This window comes from Odoribacter sp., assembly GCF_985060555.1.
The window spans coordinates 13,856-32,662 of the sequence record NZ_CFKYFN010000063.1 but is presented as its reverse complement, the minus strand read 5'-3'; the positions used below and the strand labels follow the sequence as shown (position 1 = coordinate 32,662).

24 protein-coding genes are annotated in these 18,807 nt (G+C 42.4%); 3 read left to right on the top strand and 21 right to left on the bottom strand.

Annotation, left to right across the window (positions count from 1 at the left end):
- Nucleotide 1 precedes the first annotated feature (1 nt).
- Nucleotides 2-1,840: a 2-oxoacid:acceptor oxidoreductase subunit alpha gene (locus tag AC5RDS_RS08555; RefSeq protein WP_172721255.1), complete on the bottom strand. Its 1,839-nt coding sequence runs from the start codon at nt 1,838-1,840 to the stop codon at nt 2-4.
- A 451-nt stretch (nt 1,841-2,291) separates the two neighbouring features.
- Here AC5RDS_RS08555 and AC5RDS_RS08550 point away from each other — a divergent pair, with 451 nt between their 5' ends.
- Both AC5RDS_RS08550 and corA read left to right on the top strand, forming a co-directional pair.
- A complete protein-coding gene (locus AC5RDS_RS08550; protein WP_195305863.1) occupies nt 2,292-3,788 on the top strand; it encodes a mechanosensitive ion channel family protein in 1,497 nt (498 codons plus the stop codon).
- An 83-nt stretch (nt 3,789-3,871) separates the two neighbouring features.
- Entirely contained in the window at nt 3,872-4,933 is a 1,062-nt protein-coding gene (corA, locus tag AC5RDS_RS08545; protein ID WP_013612490.1) for a magnesium/cobalt transporter CorA, read from the top strand.
- Between the two features lie 123 nt (nt 4,934-5,056).
- Here corA and eno read toward each other — a convergent pair whose 3' ends face one another.
- Nucleotides 5,057-6,349 (bottom strand): phosphopyruvate hydratase, encoded by a 1,293-nt coding sequence (gene eno / locus AC5RDS_RS08540; protein WP_013612491.1) that lies wholly within the window; start codon nt 6,347-6,349, stop codon nt 5,057-5,059.
- A gap of 233 nt (nt 6,350-6,582) precedes the next feature.
- Between eno and AC5RDS_RS08535 the strand changes: the two genes are divergently transcribed.
- Entirely contained in the window at nt 6,583-7,191 is a 609-nt protein-coding gene (locus tag AC5RDS_RS08535) for a DUF4923 family protein (RefSeq protein WP_175315765.1), read from the top strand.
- Between the two features lie 14 nt (nt 7,192-7,205).
- Here the strand turns inward: AC5RDS_RS08535 and AC5RDS_RS08530 are convergent, their stop codons facing one another.
- The 19 genes from AC5RDS_RS08530 to rplE all read right to left on the bottom strand — a co-directional run bounded on the left by AC5RDS_RS08530 (nt 7,206) and on the right by rplE (nt 18,786).
- Nucleotides 7,206-8,321, bottom strand: coding sequence for a hypothetical protein (locus AC5RDS_RS08530; protein WP_195305864.1), 1,116 nt, complete (start codon nt 8,319-8,321; stop codon nt 7,206-7,208).
- 47 nt (nt 8,322-8,368) lie between these two features.
- Nucleotides 8,369-9,469, bottom strand: a complete 1,101-nt coding sequence (locus AC5RDS_RS08525; RefSeq protein ID WP_195457959.1) for a hypothetical protein — start codon at nt 9,467-9,469, stop codon at nt 8,369-8,371.
- 67 nt (nt 9,470-9,536) lie between these two features.
- Nucleotides 9,537-10,049 (bottom strand): 50S ribosomal protein L17, encoded by a 513-nt coding sequence (gene rplQ / locus AC5RDS_RS08520; RefSeq protein WP_013612495.1) that lies wholly within the window; start codon nt 10,047-10,049, stop codon nt 9,537-9,539.
- A 4-nt stretch (nt 10,050-10,053) separates the two neighbouring features.
- Nucleotides 10,054-11,046, bottom strand: a complete 993-nt coding sequence (locus AC5RDS_RS08515; RefSeq protein WP_013612496.1) for a DNA-directed RNA polymerase subunit alpha — start codon at nt 11,044-11,046, stop codon at nt 10,054-10,056.
- An 18-nt stretch (nt 11,047-11,064) separates the two neighbouring features.
- The gene (gene rpsD / locus AC5RDS_RS08510; RefSeq protein WP_013612497.1) at nt 11,065-11,673 is read right to left on the bottom strand and encodes a 30S ribosomal protein S4; all 609 of its coding nucleotides are present in this window, start codon (nt 11,671-11,673) and stop codon (nt 11,065-11,067) included.
- Nucleotides 11,674-11,788: 115 nt separating this feature from the next.
- The gene (gene rpsK, locus AC5RDS_RS08505; RefSeq protein WP_013612498.1) at nt 11,789-12,181 is read right to left on the bottom strand and encodes a 30S ribosomal protein S11; all 393 of its coding nucleotides are present in this window, start codon (nt 12,179-12,181) and stop codon (nt 11,789-11,791) included.
- A 12-nt stretch (nt 12,182-12,193) separates the two neighbouring features.
- A complete protein-coding gene (gene rpsM / locus AC5RDS_RS08500; RefSeq protein ID WP_013612499.1) occupies nt 12,194-12,571 on the bottom strand; it encodes a 30S ribosomal protein S13 in 378 nt (125 codons plus the stop codon).
- Nucleotides 12,572-12,601: 30 nt separating this feature from the next.
- Nucleotides 12,602-12,718, bottom strand: coding sequence for a 50S ribosomal protein L36 (gene rpmJ / locus AC5RDS_RS08495; protein WP_013612500.1), 117 nt, complete (start codon nt 12,716-12,718; stop codon nt 12,602-12,604).
- A gap of 108 nt (nt 12,719-12,826) precedes the next feature.
- Nucleotides 12,827-13,048: a translation initiation factor IF-1 gene (gene infA, locus AC5RDS_RS08490; protein ID WP_013612501.1), complete on the bottom strand. Its 222-nt coding sequence runs from the start codon at nt 13,046-13,048 to the stop codon at nt 12,827-12,829.
- Between the two features lie 25 nt (nt 13,049-13,073).
- Complete coding sequence (map, locus tag AC5RDS_RS08485) at nt 13,074-13,853, bottom strand: type I methionyl aminopeptidase (protein ID WP_195426648.1); 780 nt, start codon at nt 13,851-13,853, stop codon at nt 13,074-13,076.
- 97 nt (nt 13,854-13,950) lie between these two features.
- Nucleotides 13,951-15,291, bottom strand: a complete 1,341-nt coding sequence (secY, locus tag AC5RDS_RS08480) for a preprotein translocase subunit SecY (RefSeq protein ID WP_013612503.1) — start codon at nt 15,289-15,291, stop codon at nt 13,951-13,953.
- A 108-nt stretch (nt 15,292-15,399) separates the two neighbouring features.
- A complete protein-coding gene (rplO, locus tag AC5RDS_RS08475; RefSeq protein ID WP_013612504.1) occupies nt 15,400-15,846 on the bottom strand; it encodes a 50S ribosomal protein L15 in 447 nt (148 codons plus the stop codon).
- 27 nt (nt 15,847-15,873) lie between these two features.
- Complete coding sequence (gene rpmD, locus AC5RDS_RS08470; protein WP_013612505.1) at nt 15,874-16,056, bottom strand: 50S ribosomal protein L30; 183 nt, start codon at nt 16,054-16,056, stop codon at nt 15,874-15,876.
- A gap of 12 nt (nt 16,057-16,068) precedes the next feature.
- Nucleotides 16,069-16,575, bottom strand: a complete 507-nt coding sequence (rpsE, locus tag AC5RDS_RS08465) for a 30S ribosomal protein S5 (protein ID WP_013612506.1) — start codon at nt 16,573-16,575, stop codon at nt 16,069-16,071.
- Nucleotides 16,576-16,587: 12 nt separating this feature from the next.
- On the bottom strand, nt 16,588-16,944 hold the full coding sequence (gene rplR, locus AC5RDS_RS08460) for a 50S ribosomal protein L18 (RefSeq protein WP_013612507.1): 357 nt from the start codon (nt 16,942-16,944) through the stop codon (nt 16,588-16,590).
- 22 nt (nt 16,945-16,966) lie between these two features.
- Complete coding sequence (gene rplF / locus AC5RDS_RS08455) at nt 16,967-17,521, bottom strand: 50S ribosomal protein L6 (RefSeq protein WP_013612508.1); 555 nt, start codon at nt 17,519-17,521, stop codon at nt 16,967-16,969.
- 18 nt (nt 17,522-17,539) lie between these two features.
- Nucleotides 17,540-17,935: a 30S ribosomal protein S8 gene (gene rpsH / locus AC5RDS_RS08450; RefSeq protein ID WP_046403686.1), complete on the bottom strand. Its 396-nt coding sequence runs from the start codon at nt 17,933-17,935 to the stop codon at nt 17,540-17,542.
- A gap of 21 nt (nt 17,936-17,956) precedes the next feature.
- Nucleotides 17,957-18,226, bottom strand: a complete 270-nt coding sequence (gene rpsN, locus AC5RDS_RS08445) for a 30S ribosomal protein S14 (protein ID WP_013612510.1) — start codon at nt 18,224-18,226, stop codon at nt 17,957-17,959.
- A gap of 11 nt (nt 18,227-18,237) precedes the next feature.
- On the bottom strand, nt 18,238-18,786 hold the full coding sequence (gene rplE / locus AC5RDS_RS08440; RefSeq protein WP_013612511.1) for a 50S ribosomal protein L5: 549 nt from the start codon (nt 18,784-18,786) through the stop codon (nt 18,238-18,240).
- Nucleotides 18,787-18,807: the final 21 nt, after the last annotated feature.

Below are 18,807 nucleotides of genomic sequence, written 5' to 3'. Positions count from 1 at the left end.
CTTAAATTATTTTATTGATTTTTTCTTTCAATTCTACGACAGTAAAAGGTAATCCAGCCACCTTATTTACTTGCAGGTAATTGAATTCGGGAAATTTACTTTTCAGATATTTAGCAAACTGTCCGAGATTCAATTCACATACGACGATTTTCTTATAACGAGCCAACACATCCCGTGTATTTTTCGGCAGCGGATTGATAAAATTGAAATGGGCCAAACTGACATCTTTTCCTTCAGCCCGCATTTCAGACACTGTGGTATAAAGGTGACCATAAGTACCTCCCCATCCGACAACCAAAATATCGCCTCCTTCGGGATTACCGTATACTTCCTGTTCGGGCAGATCGTTTGCAATCCGGGCTACTTTTTCTTCACGCAGATCGGTCATGACCTGATGATTCTCGGGCACATAACTGATCGTTCCGGTGATATTCATCTTTTCCAGTCCGCCGATCCGGTGTTCCAAGCCTTTGGTACCGGGTAAAGCCCAGGTTCTGGCCAGAGTTTCGGGATCACGGGCATAGGGTTTATAATCATCACCTTCTTTAGCCAGACGCAATTTTATCTCAGGTAATTTAGCCATGGAAGGAATCAACCAGGGCTGAGCTCCGTTGGCCAGGAAGCCATCGGTCAGCAGGACTACCGGAGTCATATGCTCGAGCGCAATCTTTCCGGCCATAAAAGCATAGTCGAAACAGTTTCCTGAAGTACTGGCAGCGATTACCGGCATCGGACATTCACCATTACGGCCGTAAAGTGCCTGTAATAAGTCGGACTGTTCGGTCTTCGTAGGCAGACCCGTAGAAGGCCCTCCCCGTTGTACATCCACGATCACCAAAGGCAATTCAGCCATAACTGCCAATCCGCAAGCTTCCGATTTCAGCGCCAATCCGGGACCTGAAGTCGTCGTACAGGCAAAATTACCGGCATAGCTGGCACCGATAGCGGTACAGATACCACCGATTTCATCCTCAGCCTGATAAGTCTTAGCACCCAAATCACGACGAAGTGCCAATTCATGCAAAATATCGGTAGCGGGAGTGATCGGATAAGAACCACAGAATAAAGGCAGTCCTGCTTTTTCTGCAGCTGCCAACAACCCCCAGGCTGTGGCTTTATTACCGGTAATCGTACGGTATTTACCTTTCTCGATGGTAGCCGGAGCTACTTTAAAATGAGTGGCTAACGCATGTACATTAGCAGCATAATTATAACCGGCTCTCAACACCATTTTGTTGGCAGAAGCAATAGCCGGTTTTTTGCCGAATTTAATATCGAAGAAAGCTTCGGTATGCTCTACAGATTGCTCGAACATCCAATAGATCATTCCCAAAGCAAACATATTTTTACATCTCAATATCGATTTCTGATCCAAACCGGTCTCTTTCAGCGCTTCGATAGTCAGCTCGGTTACTTTCACCGGAACAACATTATAGTCCGCCAAAGAACCGTCTTCCAACGGATTTGCAGTATAACCGGCCCTTTCGATATGTTTGTCGGTAAAGGCATCGATATCCACAATAATAGTACCTGCTTTTTTAGCCCAACGTAAGTTCGCTTTTAAAGCAGCCGGATTCATAGCCACGAGGACATCGGCATAATCACCCGGAGTAGTAATGTGCTCTTCTCCAATGTGTACCTGGAAACCGGACACGCCACCAACAGTACCTTGCGGGGCACGAATTTCTGCCGGATAATCCGGAAATGTTGCTACGTCATTTCCAAATAAAGCAGCTGTATCCGAAAACTGCTGCCCGGTTAATTGCATTCCGTCTCCCGAATCTCCGGAAAAACGAATGACAACATCATGTTTTTCGATAACTTTTGTCTCTTGACTCATGGTTGAATAAGTAGTTTTAATTGTTGCTGACGTCAATCAGCTTACTTCATTGTAAATGTAAAAGGGAAAATTACCACTTTAACTATTCATTTTAACAATCTTATAACATTCTCCGAATGCTATTTTTATGTTTTAAAACATGGTAAAGGTAGCGAAACCTCCCTTTTAAACAAGTTTAATCCGAACATTTTTTCCTGATTTGCAATAACTCTGATAATCAACGATTCTGCAAACGATTTTCAAGTTTTCGAAACGCTTTAAAATGAAATCGTTCTAAACAATCTTCCCAAAAACGACATTTTTTTTGTATAGAGCGCTCACGTTTGCGGAATTATCGCTTAAAATGTCTTTTTTATTACAAATTATTACTTTATCGTATTTTTTGTTTTTTTTAACAGAATCCTTCTTCTTTTTTTTTTTCCTTTACGTATGACTCTAAAAATGGATACGCATGAATAGAATACTACTCTTTTTCTGTTTACTTTTCGGGTTATACTCCTGTCACACCCCAAGTACGCCAAAAACACCACCGGCTAACATTGTCTCCGAATTCAGGATAACGTCTACTCAGGTCGGAGCCATCCGAAAGGGTATGACGATAAAAGAATTGTATGCAGCTCTACCGGAAGACCGGATCAAAAAACTGAAAACCCGTACCGAGTTATCCAACGAGACTGCCGACTATTACTATATCTATGGCGATAGTTCCCGTTTACTCCTCATTGTCAATACCGAACGGCAAAACGACGAACGCTCGCGTATTTCCCGAATCATCGTAAAAGATAAACGTTTCCAGACAACCTCGGGAATCGGACTGGCTTCCACCGTAGGAACAATCAGAACGGCTTATCCTCATAGTCAGTTTCTACCTTCGGTAGATGAAATCATCCTATATGTCCCGGAAATAGATGCCAATTTCGAAATAAACAAACGACTCCTCCCTCCTTCACTAGCCATCGACTCGACCGGAGAGATCGCCCCCGACAGTATACCCGCCCAAACCAAAGTAACCGACCTGTCTATCTTTTGGGATTACAGTATTAAAAATCTGGCCGACAAAACCTTCTGGAAAGACCTGACTCACCGGTTTACCAATTGGGTAATCACCCAAGTACCTTCTATAATCATCCTCACTCTCATTTTTATCGGCTTATTACGACTACTCAATTATATCGTCAAAAAATTAAATAAAGCGGCCAAACGACGGGTACACCTCAATGAAAATATCGACGACGCAGAAGGCAACAAAAGAATAGAGACCTTATCCGGTATTATCTTAGGGGTTGGAAAAATATTCTTATGGACCATATTCGTGCTGATCATGCTGAGTAAGTTCAACATCAATATCGGTCCGATCCTCGCCAGTGCCGGAATCGTCGGATTGGCAGTAGGTTTCGGTGCCCAGGAATTAGTCCGGGACTTTATCTCGGGATTCTTTATCCTATTGGAGGATCAAATCCGGACAGGAGACGTGGCGATCATCAACGGTACGACAGGAACCGTAGAGAAAATAGAGATGCGAACGACGACCTTACGGGACGCTTCGGGGGTCGTTCACATTTTTCAAAACGGTAAAATCAACTCCTTATCGAATATGACCAAAGGCTGGTCGGCAATAGTAGTCGATATCGGCGTAGCTTACAAAGAAGACACGGACCATGTCAACGAAATAATGAAACAAGTGGGTGACGAACTCATGAAAGACGCTGCCTGGCAATCGATCCTTATGGGGGTAGATTTATGGGGAGTAGATAGTTTCGGCGACAGTTCCGTGATTCTGAAAGTAAAACTGACGACTAAATCAGGACAGCAGTGGGCAGCCAGCCGGGAATTCCGCCGCCGGATCAAAAAAGCTTTCGACGCCCAGCACATCGAAATCCCATTTCCACAAGTCAGCCTGAACACCGGCTCCGGAACAGGGGCTATGCCGGTGAAAATAGAAAGTTAAAAAGCGATAAGCTATAAGCTAAAAGCTTATTTTTGTTTTACCATACAGCTTAGCTTATAACTTTTAACCTATTTAGTTGATTTATGGCTCGTTTTTTAAAAGATAAACAAAAATCCAAGGGAGCTGCTCCTGGTTCACTGATCTTTATCGGCCGGCAAAAGATGGATTACAGCTGCATTCGGGTAACCCAATACAATGCCGAATATGTCAAAGAAGGGGAAGTGAAAGCTTTGGATAAGATTTCCGAATACCTTTCCGACGACCATGTGGTCTGGATTTCCGTGCGCGGCTTACAGGATACCAACCTGATCGGCAAACTCGGAAAGAAATTCGACATCAGTGCCCTGATCCTGGAAGACATCCTGAATACGGACGAACGTCCCAAATTTATCGAAGACGACAAGCATTTGTTCGTTATCCTGAAATCCCTGAATTTCAACCGAGAACTCCGTAAGGTTCAGATCGATCAGATCTCGTTGATTGTCGGAAAAAATTACCTGATTTCCATTCAGGAAACGGATAACGAGTATTTCGAAGATGTCTCGAAAAGAATATATGCCGGACAAGGAAAAATCAGAAGTTTATCCTCCGATTATCTCTGCTATGCGATGATCGATACCTTGGTCGATAATTATATATTGAATATCGAAAAATTAGGTAATGTGATCGAGGAACAGGAAAAATTATTGCTCACATCAGGGAAGGAGCTTGTCGAGAATATTTACCACTATAAGACCGAATTATCTTATGTCCGGAATAATGTCCGTCCTGTAAAAGAGCTCATGACCCGTTTCGTCACCTGCGATTCCGACTTGATCAACGATCATACTTACAACTATCTGCGCGATCTGGAAGGTTTGGTTACCCAAGCCCTGGAAGCTATCGAAATCTACTACACCATGCTTTCCGACCAACAAAACAGCTACAATGCTACCATCAGTAATAACGTCAACGACATCATGAAAGTGCTGACGATCTTTTCAGCTATTTTCATCCCCCTCACCTTTATCGTAGGAGTTTACGGAATGAATTTCGACTATATCCCTTTCCTCAGATACCGCTATGCCTATTTTATCCTGTGGGGGATCATGATCGCTATCGTTATCCTGATGCTATTTTTCTTCAAACGGAAAAGATGGTTTTGACAGCCATTTGTTTTCAATATACAATTAACAAGAGGTTACAAGGCTTAGGGATAAACTTCCGAACCCCTTTTCACCTTTGTAACCTCTGTAACTAAAAAAACCGGATACGTTATTTCGTTCGTATTATTTCTTAAGATTGAACTTCTTTCCGGCAAACACAGCATCTTCACCCAATTCTTCTTCAATACGCAGAAGCTGATTGTATTTCGCCATACGGTCGGAACGGCTCATCGAACCGGTTTTAATCTGACCGGAATTTGTTGCGACGGCAATATCTGCAATGGTAGCATCTTCTGTTTCACCCGAACGATGGGACGTCACGGTCGTATACCCTGCACGCTGAGCCATTTCTATAGCATCCAATGTTTCGGTTAGCGTTCCGATCTGGTTCACTTTGATTAAGATCGAATTGGCACATCCTAATTCGATCCCTTTCTTGAGGTATTCGACATTAGTCACAAACAGATCGTCTCCAACCAACTGGCAACGATCACCGATTTTTGCAGTCAGCATTTCCCAGCCATCCCAATCATTTTCAGCCATACCGTCTTCAATTGAATCGATCGGGTATTTATCGATCAACTCTTCCAGATAAAGTACCTGCTCGGTAGAAGTACGTTTCGCTCCATTCGGCCCTTCAAAAATGGAATAATCGTAAATGTCGTTTTTATAGAACTCCGAAGAAGCACAGTCAAGTCCGATCATCACCTCTTCGCCTGGTTTGTAACCCGCTTTTTTAATAGCTTCGATAATAGATTCCAACGCATCTTCCGTACCTTTCAAGGTAGGAGCGAAACCACCTTCATCTCCTACAGCCGTACTCAATCCCCGATCATGCAATACTTTTTTGAGGGTATGGAAAATCTCTGCTCCCATCCGAACAGCTTCCCGGAAGGTTTTCGCACCCACCGGGCGAATCATAAATTCCTGAAAAGCAATAGGAGAATCGGAATGGGAACCTCCGTTGATAATATTCATCATCGGCACAGGCAATACTTTTGCATTGCATCCGCCGATATAGCGGTATAAAGGAATTTCCAAAGCGCCGGCAGCAGCTTTTGCACAAGCCAAAGATACGCCCAACATGGCATTGGCTCCTAAATTGGATTTTGTCTTCGTGCCGTCCAGATCGATCAACAACCGGTCGATTGCTGCCTGGTCGGTAACATCGAATCCCAGCAAAGCATCGGCAATCACTGTATTGACATTGTTGACAGCATTCAATACACCCTTCCCCTGATAACGGGATTTATCCCCATCGCGCAATTCCAAAGCTTCATGTTCGCCTGTCGACGCTCCCGAAGGAACAGCTGCACGCCCCATCACTCCGTTTTCCAGAGTTACATCTACTTCTACTGTCGGATTCCCGCGAGAATCCAATATTTCGCGGCCTGTAATATCTACAATATGTGTCATCGTTTTGTCGTAATTTTAAATTATACATTTTATTTTGCTGACACAAGTTACGACAAAAGAATGAAGAATGAAGAATTAAAAATGAAGAATTAACTTTCATTTATAAAATTTACATAAAACATAAACTGTATCTATTGTATGATTATTTCAGTCTATAAAATCCGGTAAATTGTCGGTTATTTTATCAAATAAAGAAGGAAGCTTATATCTTTGCAAAAAATAATCTAAAAGATATGAAAAAGATCCCGGTTACCTTATTTATAGTCTCGGCTTTACTTTTCATCCTCCCGGAAAAAACAGAAGCACAGAGCCTGAAAGACATCCTAAAATCAGAAACAGCACAAAAAGTCATCGATGCCGTAAAGGAAGCGACAGCACTCAAATTCGAAGACTTGCAGGGGACCTGGCAATACAAAGGAGCAGCCTGCCAATTTAAAAGTGAGGAATTACTCCAAAAGGCAGGAGGTATAGCCCTGGGTGAAACAATGGAAGGCAAACTCGAAAAAGCTTATGAAAAAGCAGGAATCAGAACCGGCAATTTCTCATACACTTTCAACCATGATTCCACCTTTACCTGCCAAATAGGGAAAAAGGAATTGAAAGGTACCTATGCTTATGATAGCTCTAATCAAATTTTGACGTTAAGTTATTTTGGTTTATTAAACACCGAAGTACAACTATCGGGAAAGAAAGACGGCACGGCTTTCCTCTTCAATGCCGACCGATTACTAAAACTGGTCACTTTACTGTCGGGTTATTCAAAGAGCAGTACTTTATCGGCTGTCAACAAAGTAGCCCAACAATACAACGGCATGATGCTCGGATTCGACCTGCAAAAATAACCGGACATCTGCCACTATAGAAAATCCCTGACATCATACTTCCGGATGCAGTCTTCTTCATCCGTAGCGTATAAAAAACCTTTCTCTGCATCCAAAAAAGGATATTTAAGGGGATGGGAAAGTTTGAGTTGAAATTTAAAAGTCCCTGCCCAATCGAATACCTCCACCGAAAAGCCAAGTTTGACCGGACGCCGCGGATCCTCGGGAAAAGCTCTGTAGGCAAAAACCGTTTTATCGGTACAATCGACTCCAGAATAATTTTCCCCGAATGACTCGGAAGAATTCAATAACGGCAATTCGTTATCCGTTGTCAGCCAACGGAAGTTTTGCATTTTTGAATCGTATAATATGATCTGATTCATATTACGAAAGGCCACCGCTATTCTCCGGCGATCGGGCGACATCGCTTCATCCCCGAGAAAAAGCTGATCAAAATCCCGGATGTCGTCATAATCGGTATACCATACGCTATCTAAAACGGTAGCGGAAGCATAATTATAGCTCAACCAATACAAATTCTTACCTCCTACATGCGTCGTTCCCTGCATAGACAGAATCCGTATACTACCATCAGCATTTTTTCTAATATTCTGATTCGGTATAATATCATAAGGCCTTTCGGCACGGGAAATCCAAAACACCGAATCGTTCAAGACAAAAACCGGGCGGTATAAGAAATCGGCCATACCCCGATCCATAAATTTATATTGCTTTTCCCAACAAGGTTTACCTGCTGTTAAAGAACTTTCCAAATCGACGACTCCTATGAAATTTTGGGGAGCTTTCAACCACAGCCTCATTTTTCCCTTCCAGGGAGCTGCCCATATTTCCTGGCAGCTGATCACTTCATCATCTCCCCGTCCTTTTTCCAAAAAGGCTCCTAAAAACCGATAGGTATCCGCCTGATATACCCTCACTATTTTCTCTTCCTCCATATTCAGTATCACCAGAAAAGAATCGAGACGGCAGATACTCGTCGGGATCAATTCCTGTATAGGTAATTCCTCTCCTTTCAACTCGACTATTTGTTCAGGTGTTACCCCTAAAATCATTACTTTCTTCTCTTCATTACCTCGTTCTGCACAACTCATAAAAAGAAAAACTAGAAAAAGCAGGTAGAAAATCTTCATAAATCCGGTTTTAATTATAATGAGCAAATATATAATTTCCGATGTGATTAAAGAAATTCCCCGACAGCATACTTCCGGATACGGTCTTCATCGTCCGTAGCATAAAGAAATCCCTTTTCTGCATCGAAAAAAGGAGCTTTCAGGGGGTGTTCGATATTCAGTAGATATTTGAATTTGCCGTTCCAGTCAAAGACGGAGATGTTACGTTCTCTTTTTCTGCCATCCGGATGCAAAGGAAAAGCCCGAAATGCAAGTACTGTCTTATCGGTACAGCAAACCCCGGAATAATGTTGTCCATCGGTTGTGTGGGGCAAAGGTAATTCAGTCGAAGTAGTCAGCCACTTTGAAGTAAGCTTCTTCCGGTCAAAGAACAACATCTGATTCATCAGCCGAAAAGCCACGACAATCTTATGCTGATCCGGTGACATCGCCTCTTCGGTTGAAAAAATCCGGTCGAAATACTGTAAATCGGTATAAGACGTATACCAAACAGTATCTTGTGCCTGAGAAGAAGCGTAATTGAATTCCAGCCAATACAAGTTTTTCGGAGGAAAACTCTGCATCCCTTTTTCAGAAATAACGGTATAACTACCATCCGGATTTTTTTTCAATGTCCCTTCCGGGTAAAGCCACGAAGGTTCTTCGGCACACGATATCCAGAAAACAGAATCATTCAAAGGAAAAACTGAACGGTATAAATGATCACTTTTTACGTACCTCCCCAATTTATACTGTTGTTTCCAACAAGGTTTACCTGTTTTTAATGAACTTTCCAAATCGACGACTCCGACAAAATTCAACGGAGCCTGTAGCCATAATCTCATTTTACCTTTCCAGGGAGCTGCCCATATTTTACGGCAGGTAATCACTTCATCGCTCCCTCTTCCCTTTTCCAGAAAGGCCCCTAAAAAACGGTAGGTATCCGCATGATACACCCTCACTATTTTCTCTTCCTCCATATTCAGAATCACCAAAAAAGTATCGAGACGGCAGATACTCATCGGTATCAATTCCTGTATAGGTAATATTTCACCATCCAAATCCAGCGTTTGTTCCGGACTTGCAGCTAAAATCACTTCGCTGTCATTTTGCTGCTGCGTACAAGCGAAAAAAAATAAAAGCAAGAAAAAAAGAGAGAAGATTTTCATGACTTTGTATTTAAAAAGAAAGGCAGATCCTGAGGATCCGCCTTCTATCTGAATTCCTGTAAAAGAATTATTCAGCCTTAGGAGCTTCCTCTGCAGGAGTTTCTGCTTTCGGAGCTTCTTCAACTACTGCAGCCCCGGTAGCTTCAGCTTTCTTAGCGCCTGAAGAACGACGACGACGGGTAGTTGTTTTCTTCACTTCCTGTTTAACTTCAGTATAAGTGGCATTGAAGTCTACCAATTCGATAATACAAGTCTCAGCGTTATCACCGATACGATTACCGGTACGCAGGATACGGGTATAACCTCCCGGACGGTTCACGATTTTCGGTGCGACTTCGCTAAACAATTCGGTAACGGCTTCTTTCTGTCCGAGGTAACTAAATACAACACGGCGAGAATTGGTGTTATCGTTTTTACTTTTAGTGATCAGAGGCTCAACATATATTTTGAGCGCTTTAGCCTTAGGCACTGTCGTGCTGATTCTCTTGTTGAGAATCAAAGAAGCGGCCATATTGGACAACATGGCTTTCCGATGTGCACTGGTCCGGCTCAGATGATTAAATTTCTTCTTATGGTTCATGATGTTATTCCTTATCTAATTTATACTTTGTAACATCCATACCGAATTCGAGGTTGTTATTTTCCAACAGAGCTTCCAGTTCGGTCAGCGACTTCTTACCGAAGTTGCGGAATTTCAACAGGTCGTTCTTATTGAAGCGGCACAATTCCCCGAGTGTTTCTACTTCGGCAGCTTTCAGGCAGTTCAATGCACGCACTGACAAGTCCATATCGACTAATTTAGTCTTCAACAGCTGACGCATATGAAGCACTTCTTCGTCGAATTCCTCATTACCGTACTTGTCTTCAGATTCCAAAGAAATCTTTTCATCCGAGAACAACATAAAGTGATGAATCAGAATTTTCGCAGCCTCTTTCAAAGCATCGGTAGGAGCGATAGAGCCATCGGTTTCAATTTCAAACAACAACTTTTCATAGTCGGTTTTACCTTCTACACGATAGTTCTCAATTTCATATTTTACATTCCGGATCGGAGTATAAATGGCATCAATAGGGATAAATCCCGCTTCGGCCTCTGCCGGCATATTTTCTGTACTAGGAACATAACCGCGCCCTTTCTGGATCGTAATTTCCATCTGGAAATTAACAGAAGGGTCCATATGACAGATGACGAGTTCAGTATTGAGCACCTCGAATCCTGTGAGGAATTTGTTGATATCCCCTGCCTTAAAAGCTTCCTGACCGTTGATCAGAACCGTCAGCTTCTCATCCTCTACATCTTCCACTTTTCTCTTGAACCGAACCTGCTTCAGATTCAGGATAATCTCGGTAACATCCTCGATCACCCCGGGGATGGTGGCAAACTCATGTTCTACACCATGTATTTTGATTCCGGTAATCGCGAAGCCTTCCAATGAAGACAGTAGGATTCTGCGTAACGGATTACCAATTGTGATTCCGTAACCTGGCTCTAACGGACGAAATTCGAATTTTCCGAATTTGTCTGTCGATTCGAGCATGATTACTTTGTCCGGTTTCTGGAAAGCTAATATTGCCATAAATATCTTTAATTTTTTTTACTTAGAATACAATTCTACGATTAACTGCTCTTTAATGTTTTCCGGAATATCGCTTCTTTCCGGCACGTTCAACAGTTTGCCACTCATAGAAGCCCCGTCCCATTCCAACCAGGAATATTTGCTGACACGGTTACTACGCAGGCTATCTGCTACCACTTCAAGAGCTTTGGATTTCTCACGTACTGCAACGACATCCCCAGCTTTAACAGCTGCTGAGGGAATGTTACAAACACCACCGTTCACCGTGATATGACGATGAGAAACCAATTGCCGTGCTGCAGCACGGGTAGGAGCAATACCTAAACGGTATACGACATTGTCCAGACGACATTCGAGCATCTGCAACAATACTTCACCGGTAACACCTCCTGCACGTTCTGCTTTTTCAAACAGGATACGGAATTGTTTTTCCAGTAAACCATAGGTATATTTTGCTTTTTGTTTTTCTTTCAACTGAACACCATATTCAGAGATTTTTCTTCTGCGACGAGCCAAACCGTGCTGTCCTGACGGATAATTTCTCCGTTCCAGTGCCTTATCCGGTCCGTAAATAGGCTCACCGAACTTTCTTGCTATTTTAGACTTAGGTCCTGTATATCTAGCCATTTGTTTCTATTCTTTAAATTTACACAACATTCATAAGCTATAGGCTACAAGCTATAAGCTACAGGCTTTCGGCCTTTTCTTGCTTTTAGCATTTCGCTTTTAGCTTTTAGCTTTATTACACTCTTCTGCGTTTCGGAGGCCGGCAACCATTGTGTGGAAGCGGGGTAACATCGATGATTTCAGCAACTTCGATACCACTGGCGTGAATAGAACGAATGGCTGATTCACGGCCATTACCCGGACCGGAAACATATACTTTAGCTTTACGCATCCCCAGATCGAATGCGACCTTAGCGCAATCGGCAGCTGCCATCTGAGCTGCATACGGAGTGTTCTTTTTAGATCCTCTGAAACCCATCTTTCCGGCGGAAGACCATGAAATCACCTGACCAGTAGAATTGGTCAAAGAAATGATGATGTTGTTAAATGAGGAATGAACGTGTGCTTGTCCCACGGCTTCTACTTTAACCAGCCGCTTCTTGTTACTTGATGTAGACTTCTTTGCCATAATTCAACTCAATTATTTAGTTGCTTTTTTCTTGTTAGCAACAGTTTTCTTCTTACCCTTACGTGTACGGGCATTGTTCTTCGTGCTCTGTCCTCTTACGGGCAGTCCTAAACGGTGACGGATACCCCGGTAACAACCGATATCCATCAGTCGTTTGATGTTCATCTGAACGCTTGATCTCAACTCACCTTCGACTTTGTACTCTGTTCCAATGATTTTTCGTACAGCCCCGAGCTGGTCGTCGTTCCAGTCTTTCACCTTCAGGTCATAATCGATGCCGGCTTCACTCAGGATAGCACGTGCACTACTTCTACCTATACCATAGATATAGGTCAAGGCTATTTCTCCTCTTTTGTTTGAGGGTAAATCTACACCTACGATTCTTGCCATAAATCTTTTTTAATTTAACTAGATTAATGATTAACCCTGACGCATTTTAAACTTAGGGTTCTTTTTGTTAATGACGTACAAAACGCCTTTTCTTCTTACAATCTTGCAATCGTCATTACGTTTCTTGATTGACGCTCTTACCTTCATGGTCCTTTAATTTGAATTATTATGATTCATGATCTACGCATTACGATTTTCAATCAAAAGCCATACAGCTAAATCCGAAATCAAAAACCGTAAATCAAAAATTAAATTTTAGTTTTTGTATCTAAATGTAATTCTACCTTTTGTCAGGTCGTAAGGGGACATATCCACACGTACCCGGTCGCCAGGAAGTATCTTAATGTAATGCATACGCATCTTGCCGGAAATATGGGCTGTAATCACATGTCCATTTTCCAATTCTACCCGAAACATGGCATTCGACAATGCTTCTGTTATTACTCCATCCTGCTCTATTGACGGCTGTTTTGCCATAAACAATTAATTTATGATTTATGATTTACGATTTATGCAATACTTGCTCGACATATTCGAACGTAGACAAAATATCCGCACCATTCTTCCCTACGGCTACGGTATGCTCGAAATGAGCTGCCGGCTTTTTGTCCCTTGTCCGGATCGTCCATCCGTCGGCTTCCTGATAAATATGCCTTTTACCCAAATTGATCATCGGTTCGATAGCGATCACCATCCCTTCTTTCAGTTTTACCCCCTGCCCCTGACGGCCATAATTAGGCACCTGAGGCTCTTCGTGTAAATCGTGTCCGACTCCGTGTCCTACCATCTCCCTCACCACCGAATAACCTTCGGCCTCACAATGGGATTGCACTGCATGTCCTATATCTCCGATCCGCATACCCGCAACAGCTTTTCCGATTCCTTTATAAAGGCTTTCTTTCGTCACCCGCAATAACTTCCGGATTTCTTCATCCACTTCCCCAACCTCGAAGGTATAGGCACTATCACCGTAAAAACCGTTCTTCAAAGTGCCACAATCGATGGAAACAATATCCCCCTCTTGTAAAACACATTTTTCAGAGGGAATACCGTGCACGACAACGTCATTTACAGAAATACAAAGCGTATTCGGAAAACCACCGTAACCCAAAAATCCGGGCTCTGCACCGTGGTCACGAATAAACTCCTCTGCAATACGATCGAGCTTTAATGTAGAAATCCCCGGACGAATATGCTTTGCCATCTCGCCCAGAGTCATCCCTACCAATCGGTTGCTTTCTCTTAACAGTTCAATCTCTTCTCCGGTTTTTACAAAAATCATGCCGCAAAATTACAAAAAATATTTCAAGTTTCTAAGTTACTGAGTCACAAAGTTACTAAGTTTTTCTGAACTCAGTAACTTAGCAACTCATTCACTATTAATAGGCAGCCGGTCCTCCGGGAGTCTTCCCTTTAATTCGTCCTGTTTTCATCAATCCGTCGTAATGACGCATCAACAAATGCGACTCGATCTGTTGTAGAGTATCCAAAACAACTCCGACCAAAATCAACAGGGAAGTACCGCCATAGAACTGAGCAAACTGTTGGTTCACTCCGGCAATGGTTGCAAAAGCCGGTAATATGGCAACTATTCCCAGGAATATAGATCCCGGTAAAGTAATCCGTGACATAATGGTATCCAGGAATTCCATTGTTTTCCGTCCGGGTTTCACACCGGGAATAAATCCACCGTTCTTCTTCATATCCTCGGACATCTGCATCGGATTAACCGTAATCGCCGTATAAAAATACGTAAATGCCACAATCAGGATAAAGAAAGTGAAGTTATACCAAAAACCGGTGAAATTAGAAAAAGCAGTTGCAAAACCGGATAACGATTCAGAAGCTGCATAATTCACAAAAGAAATCGGTAACAACATAATTGCCTGAGCAAAAATGATCGGCATAACCCCTGCAGCATTAATCTTCAGAGGGATATACTGACGTACTCCACCATATTGTTTGTTTCCGACAATACGTTTTGCATACTGTACAGGCACCTTACGGGTTCCTTGTACCAGCAGGATCGTACCGCAGAATACGAAAAACAGCAGAATAATCTCGATCAGGAATGCCACCAATCCGCCACCTTGCTGACTAACACGCGAAGTCAGTTCGGCAAAGAATGCAAACGGCAGACGGGCGATAATACCAATCATGATAATGATAGAAACACCGTTTCCAATACCTTTATCTGTAATTTTTTCACCCAACCACAAAACGAACATAGAGCCCGCAGCCAGGATAATTACGGAATAGATTGTAAAGAAAGCCCCTTTTATCAGAAAGAATTCGGGCTGAATCTGTGCATGCAAGTTGGTAAGATACGCAGAACCTTGTAATATCAGAATGATAATGGTCAGATAACGGGTAATCTGGTTGATTTTACGCCGTCCACTTTCCCCTTCACGCTGCATACGCTGAAAATAAGGAACCGCAATTCCCAGTAACTGAACTACGATAGAAGCAGAGATATAGGGCATAATTCCCAAGGCAAAGATCGAAGCATTCGAAAATGCACCTCCCGAAAACATATCCAGCAATCCCAGCACACCACTCGAAGTCTGCTGTTTTAAAGCGGCTAATCCGGCAGGGTCGATACCCGGTAGTACCACCTCTGTTCCAAGTCTGTAAACGAGAATCAACCCGAGTGTTGTCAGAATCCGGGTTTTCAATTCCTCAATTTTCCAAATGTTCTTTAATGTATCAAATAACTTCATAAGTTCTTTTATTTATAAGTTTATAAAGTTTATAAAGTTTAAAAGTTACAAAGTTAAAATTACCTTATGAACTTATGAACCTTATGAACTTTATAAACTCGTTTTGTTTTACAAAACGACTACAGAGCCACCGGCAGCCTCGATCGCAGCAATCGCTGACTTAGAGAATGCATTTGCTGTAATTTCGAGTTTAGCACTGATTGAGCCGTCACCCAAAACTTTCAACAATTCATTCTTATTGAGCAATCCGGCTGCAATCAGAATATCCCGATCGATTTTCTCCAGATTATCTCTTTCAGCTAAAGCCTGCAACATGCTTACATTGATAGCTTTATAGGCTACACGATTGATATTCTTAAAGCCGAATTTCGGTACACGTCTCTGCAGAGGCATCTGACCACCTTCAAAACCAATCTTCGTATGGTAACCCGATCTTGATTTAGCTCCTTTATGTCCTCTTGTAGAAGTACCTCCTTTTCCGGAACCTTGTCCGCGACCAATTCTTTTTTCGTGATGAGTTGATCCGCAGGCCGGTTTTAAGCTACTTAAATCCATTTTATTTCGTTCTTAAAATGTTTATACTTATTTTACTTCTTCCACACGAACCAGATGGCTGATTTTTGCCACCATTCCCAGGATCTGCGGAGTAGCTTCTTTCTCAACACTGCTGTTGGTTTTCTTCAATCCCAAAGCCTGAATAGTGCCTACCTGAGTTTTATCGCTACCGATTTTACTTTTTACAAGTGTGATTTTAATCTTTGCCATGATCCTCAAATATTAACCGTTAAACACTTTATCCAGACTAATGCCTCTCTGAGCGGCAATCGTACGGGCATCACGCATTTCTTTCAATGCAGCTATCGTAGCTTTTACCAAATTGTGAGGGTTGGACGAACCTTTACTTTTAGCCAATACGTCGTGAATACCGGCACTTTCCAAAACAGCACGCATAGCACCTCCGGCTACCAGCCCGGTACCGGAAGAAGCGGGTTGCATATAAACCTCAGAACCGCTGAAACGAGCTACCTGCTCATGAGGAATAGTTCCTTTCAATACAGGTACTTTGATCAGGTTCTTTTTAGCAGCTTCGATTCCTTTAGAAATAGCTGTAGTCACCTCGTTTGCTTTTCCTAATCCCCAGCCTACGATTCCGTTTTCGTCACCTACCACAACGATAGCTGCGAAACTGAATGTACGACCTCCTTTTGTAACTTTGGTCACACGATTGATAGCTACCAATCTGTCCTTTAATTCCAAGTCAGTATTATTTACTTTTTGTTCCATTCCGCTAACTTATTAAAAATTAAGACCTCCGTTACGGGCAGCATCAGCTAATGCTTTTACTCTACCGTGATACAAATAACCGTTTCTGTCGAAAACAACAGCTTCGATACCGGCAGCTTTAGCTTTTTCTGCTACAGCAGCCCCTACGAAAGCAGCCTGTTCGGTCTTGTTGCCTTTCTTCTCAGCAATTTCCTTGCACAAAGATGAAACAGATAATAAAGTCTTACCTGCTTTATCGTCGATCAGCTGTACAGATATCTGCGCATTTGAACGATAAACGCTCATACGTGGACGTTCAGCTGTCCCGGAGACAATCTTCCGAATTCTCCGTTTTATTCTTAATCTTCTTTCTTCTTTCGTTAAAGCCATAACTTTTTACTTCCTTTAGTAATTAAACTTTAGCTGACTTACCTGCTTTCCGGCGAACCACTTCACCAACGAAGCGAATACCTTTACCCTTGTAAGGCTCAGGTTTACGGAAAGAACGGATTTTAGCAGCTACCTGACCGATCAACTGTTTGTCACAGCTTTCGAGCGTAATAATCGGGTTAGCACGTTTTTCAGTTACGGCTGTAACTTTCACCTCTGCCGGTAATTGCAAGAAGATAGAGTGAGAATATCCCAGTCCCAGTTCGAGAACCTGACCCTCAGCGTTAGCACGGAAACCAACACCTACTAATTCTTGTTTGATGGTATAACCTTCAGAAACACCTACAACCATATTATGAAGCAATGCACGGTACAGACCATGCTGTGCTTTGTGTTCTTTATCTTCTGTATGACGTGCTACATGCACTTCGTTCTCTTCAACGGTAACAGTCAGATCAGCACTTACCTGCTGAGAAAGTTGTCCTTTCGGACCTTTGACTGTGACGGTGTTATCAGGACTTACTGCTACAGTAACTCCTTGTGGTATATGAATCGGTAATTTCCCTATACGTGACATTTCTTCTTCACTTTAAAATTAATACACATAACACAATACTTCACCGCCTACATTCCGCTGGCGAGCTTCTTTGTCAGTCATCAATCCCATTGAGGTAGACAAAATGGCAATACCCAGTCCGTTCAATACACGTGGCATTTCTTCCACATTAGTGTACCGACGTAAACCCGGTTTTGACACACGTACCAGTGATTTGATAGCCGGCACTTTTGTCTCGGGATGATATTTCAATGCAATTTTGATATTGCTTCTTGCACCTTCCTGTTCGAACTTATAATTCAGGATATATCCTTTTTCTTTCAGGATTTTGGTCATTTCGAGTTTAATTTTAGAACCCGGGATTTCAACCACTTTATGACCAACACTTACCGCATTCCGAATGCGGGTAAGGAAATCTGCTATTGGATCTGTCATCTCTTTTCGTTTTTTTTAATATTACCAACTAGCCTTTTTAACTCCCGGTATCAACCCTTGTGAAGCCATTTCACGGAATTGGATACGGCTGATACCAAATTGTCTCATATAACCTCTGGGACGTCCAGTCAGTTTGCAACGGTTGTGCAAACGGATCGGATTCGAGTTTCTAGGCAGGAGACTCAGTGCAGCATAGTCACCTTCCTCTTTTAATTTTGCTCGTTTCGCAGCGTACTTTTCTACCAATTTTGCACGCTTCACCTCACGGGCTTTCATTGATTCTTTTGCCATTTCGCTTGTTTTTAGTTCTTTTTAAACGGTAATCCAAACTCTCTGAGCAGAGCAAAACCTTCTTCGTCGGTATTAGCCGAAGTCACAAATGTAATGTTCATACCCATGATTTTGTGAACGGAATCCATCACAATTTCAGGGAATATGATCTGCTCTTCAAGACCTAATGTATAGTTGCCTTTTCCGTCCAGCTTACTGTTGATCCCCTTGAAGTCGCGGATACGCGGCAGGGCACTACAGATCAATCTTTCCAGAAATTCGTACATACGTTCTTTCCGTAAAGTCACTTTCACACCGATCGGCATGCCTTTACGCAATTTGAAGTTAGATACGTCTTTTGTCGATTTACCTACAACAGCTTTCTGACCTGTTATCGCGGTAATCTCATTCAATGAAAACTCCAGGATCTTCTTATCCTGAATAGCTGAACCCACTCCCTGATTGATTACTATCTTCTCCAGCCGGGGAGCCTGCATAACTGACTTGTATCCGAATTCTTTCATTAAAGTCGGTACAATCTCTTCGTTATACTTTGTTTTAAGATTTGGTACGTATTTCATCTATTTAATTATAATTTTGAT

Excerpts from the sequence above, each read along its gene's own strand:
- rplE (WP_013612511.1), bottom strand. The coding sequence starts at position 18,786 with ATGAAATACGTACCAAATCTTAAAACAAAGTATAACGAAGAGATTGTA.
- map (WP_195426648.1), bottom strand. The coding sequence starts at position 13,853 with ATGATTTTTGTAAAAACCGGAGAAGAGATTGAACTGTTAAGAGAAAGC.
- rplF (WP_013612508.1), bottom strand. The coding sequence starts at position 17,521 with ATGTCACGTATAGGGAAATTACCGATTCATATACCACAAGGAGTTACT.
- AC5RDS_RS08525 (WP_195457959.1), bottom strand. The coding sequence starts at position 9,469 with ATGAAAATCTTCTCTCTTTTTTTCTTGCTTTTATTTTTTTTCGCTTGT.
- AC5RDS_RS08530 (WP_195305864.1), bottom strand. The coding sequence starts at position 8,321 with ATGAAGATTTTCTACCTGCTTTTTCTAGTTTTTCTTTTTATGAGTTGT.
- rpmD (WP_013612505.1), bottom strand. The coding sequence starts at position 16,056 with ATGGCAAAGATTAAAATCACACTTGTAAAAAGTAAAATCGGTAGCGAT.
- rplO (WP_013612504.1), bottom strand. The coding sequence starts at position 15,846 with ATGGATTTAAGTAGCTTAAAACCGGCCTGCGGATCAACTCATCACGAA.
- infA (WP_013612501.1), bottom strand. The coding sequence starts at position 13,048 with ATGGCAAAACAGCCGTCAATAGAGCAGGATGGAGTAATAACAGAAGCA.
- AC5RDS_RS08535 (WP_175315765.1), top strand. The coding sequence starts at position 6,583 with ATGAAAAAGATCCCGGTTACCTTATTTATAGTCTCGGCTTTACTTTTC.
- rplQ (WP_013612495.1), bottom strand. The coding sequence starts at position 10,049 with ATGAACCATAAGAAGAAATTTAATCATCTGAGCCGGACCAGTGCACAT.
- rpsN (WP_013612510.1), bottom strand. The coding sequence starts at position 18,226 with ATGGCAAAAGAATCAATGAAAGCCCGTGAGGTGAAGCGTGCAAAATTG.
- rpsE (WP_013612506.1), bottom strand. The coding sequence starts at position 16,575 with ATGGAACAAAAAGTAAATAATACTGACTTGGAATTAAAGGACAGATTG.
- AC5RDS_RS08550 (WP_195305863.1), top strand. The coding sequence starts at position 2,292 with ATGAATAGAATACTACTCTTTTTCTGTTTACTTTTCGGGTTATACTCC.
- rpsM (WP_013612499.1), bottom strand. The coding sequence starts at position 12,571 with ATGGCAAGAATCGTAGGTGTAGATTTACCCTCAAACAAAAGAGGAGAA.
- AC5RDS_RS08515 (WP_013612496.1), bottom strand. The coding sequence starts at position 11,046 with ATGGCAATATTAGCTTTCCAGAAACCGGACAAAGTAATCATGCTCGAA.
- AC5RDS_RS08555 (WP_172721255.1), bottom strand. The coding sequence starts at position 1,840 with ATGAGTCAAGAGACAAAAGTTATCGAAAAACATGATGTTGTCATTCGT.
- rpmJ (WP_013612500.1), bottom strand. The coding sequence starts at position 12,718 with ATGAAGGTAAGAGCGTCAATCAAGAAACGTAATGACGATTGCAAGATT.
- rpsK (WP_013612498.1), bottom strand. The coding sequence starts at position 12,181 with ATGGCAAAGAAGTCTACATCAAGTAACAAGAAGCGGCTGGTTAAAGTA.
- corA (WP_013612490.1), top strand. The coding sequence starts at position 3,872 with ATGGCTCGTTTTTTAAAAGATAAACAAAAATCCAAGGGAGCTGCTCCT.
- rpsD (WP_013612497.1), bottom strand. The coding sequence starts at position 11,673 with ATGGCTAGATATACAGGACCTAAGTCTAAAATAGCAAGAAAGTTCGGT.
- rplR (WP_013612507.1), bottom strand. The coding sequence starts at position 16,944 with ATGGCTTTAACGAAAGAAGAAAGAAGATTAAGAATAAAACGGAGAATT.
- rpsH (WP_046403686.1), bottom strand. The coding sequence starts at position 17,935 with ATGACAGATCCAATAGCAGATTTCCTTACCCGCATTCGGAATGCGGTA.
- eno (WP_013612491.1), bottom strand. The coding sequence starts at position 6,349 with ATGACACATATTGTAGATATTACAGGCCGCGAAATATTGGATTCTCGC.
- secY (WP_013612503.1), bottom strand. The coding sequence starts at position 15,291 with ATGAAGTTATTTGATACATTAAAGAACATTTGGAAAATTGAGGAATTG.